Annotated in this window: 2 protein-coding genes and 1 pseudogene; all 3 read right to left on the bottom strand. The window is 53.4% G+C overall.

The annotated features are described in order from the left end of the window. Positions 1 to 129: 129 nt before the first annotated feature. Positions 130 to 456: a hypothetical protein gene (locus VGE80_RS01255; protein ID WP_440591384.1), complete on the bottom strand. Its 327-nt coding sequence runs from the start codon at positions 454 to 456 to the stop codon at positions 130 to 132. Between the two features lie 99 nt (positions 457 to 555). Beyond that, on the bottom strand, positions 556 to 810 hold the full coding sequence (locus VGE80_RS01250; protein WP_440591383.1) for a hypothetical protein: 255 nt from the start codon (positions 808 to 810) through the stop codon (positions 556 to 558). A gap of 343 nt (positions 811 to 1,153) precedes the next feature. Next, positions 1,154 to 1,695, bottom strand: a pseudogene (locus tag VGE80_RS01245) (hypothetical protein); the annotation flags it as partial.

The following is a 1,695-nucleotide window of genomic DNA, read 5'->3' as shown; positions in this document are numbered from 1 at the left end:
TTACCGAGGGCGTGACGGGTGGCACGATAGAGCACGGTGCGTAGAGATCCGCGACCCCCCGTCTTATCCGACTCGAACGACGCGCTGGCTATTGAATTCTGGTGAACTGCGTCCAAGGGGATGAGAGCACTACGCCGAGTGTTCGGGATCGACTAACTTCAAATATGCGGTTTCCAGACAAGTATCGATGGATTCTGCGATGAGAACGGCTTCTTCGTGGGTTGAACACTGGACTTCAAAACCGTCCGGCATCCCCGGGGATGGGAAGATTTCCACACTGCGGCCGTCACGTGATGGCCTGGCAAAGGGACGATCAGATAAGAGGCAGCCGACGCGATCGACCTCGGCCCCTTCGATCAGAATCCCGATGGAATAGGTATCCTTGTTCGTACACGGAACGGCAGAGAGCTGTTCTGTTTCGATGGCTCGCAAAAACTGATCAGCGTTCGCAGGCACAATAGAATCCCTCCTCAGTCCAACGGAACATCGATCCCGCGAGCCCGACGCGGACGAGAAATCTTCCATCAATTGTTCGTTCAGAGACCAACGTGTTCGTCAATTGACTGAGGGGACCGGAATTCGGCTTCGTTCGCGGAGGGGAACCAGAAATTCCAGGTGTCCGTCCCCTTGATCAGCCTCGACCGGAATGAGGTCATCGTCAGAGAAGCAGGCGTCATCCACAAGCTCCAGCAGCCTCTGGATCGCGGCTCCAGGCAACCATCCCCCCGCTGTAATCTGTGGTGCGTTATTGAACCAGGCCGTCCAGTGGCTGAGCTTACGCTCGACAGTAATCTTGACGAACATCTTCATGATCATTTTCCGGAATGGGGCAGTGCCAAGTATCAGCGAGATTTGCAGTTGTCATGCCAACCCCTACTAACCTCGCAAAATCGATCTCGATAAGGCAAATTCATTTAAGGAATTTGCCTTATCGAGATCTTTCAGCCAGCTGCGGAAAAAAGAGGAGTCGTTTGTTCATTATGATTGACTGTTTGTAACGGCAAGTCGCAAGCCAACAAGTGCTCGCCTTTCACAGATCGCTCCAGGGCGTCTGAATCCTCATTGCGAAAGCCCGAGCGGCAGACGGGCTCTGCTTTCTGCCATGAGCTATACCTTCCCGACGAAGACCAGATCACCCGATCGGGCAGAACTCTCAGCGGAAACCGTCGTCGATCATGAAGCGAACATCTCCGTGATTGCCTGACATCGCCCAGAAGATGAAGATGAGGATTGTCGCGAACAGGACTGCAAAGCCAATCTTTACCCAACTGTAAGGCCGATGGCCTGAGACTTCTCCCGTCGCTGCATTCATCATGACCTGATAGGTCTTTCCACGATAACGATAGGCGAGCAACCAGACGGGCAGCAGAATATGTTTGAAGGTAACCGCCGAGTAGTTCGTTTGCTGTGAGTGGACTTGCTGGGTGTCTCCCCCAATCCGCTGGCGGACTTCCATCGATAATGAGGACTCGATTCTCTGCCGTGCAAATTGAAAACCGTCGTCCAGTTCAACGTCATACGTACGTGAGTAGAATCCTGCGAGAACTTCCGGGGTGAAGGGAATCATTCGGTCCAGTGGCCAAGGCTCAAGCGCTTCCACCAGATCAAGATGTTGTTGGCCGACAGCAATGATGGGGACATCGTCGAAAAACCGTTGAAAGTCTCCGCTCCGATACGTCCACCGGATTCGTTGTT

Source organism: Schlesneria sp. (genome assembly GCF_036405755.1).
Taxonomy (GTDB): domain Bacteria; phylum Planctomycetota; class Planctomycetia; order Planctomycetales; family Planctomycetaceae; genus Schlesneria; species Schlesneria sphaerica.
The sequence above is the reverse complement of the archived record's forward strand: the minus strand, read 5'-3'. Positions and strand labels throughout refer to the sequence as shown.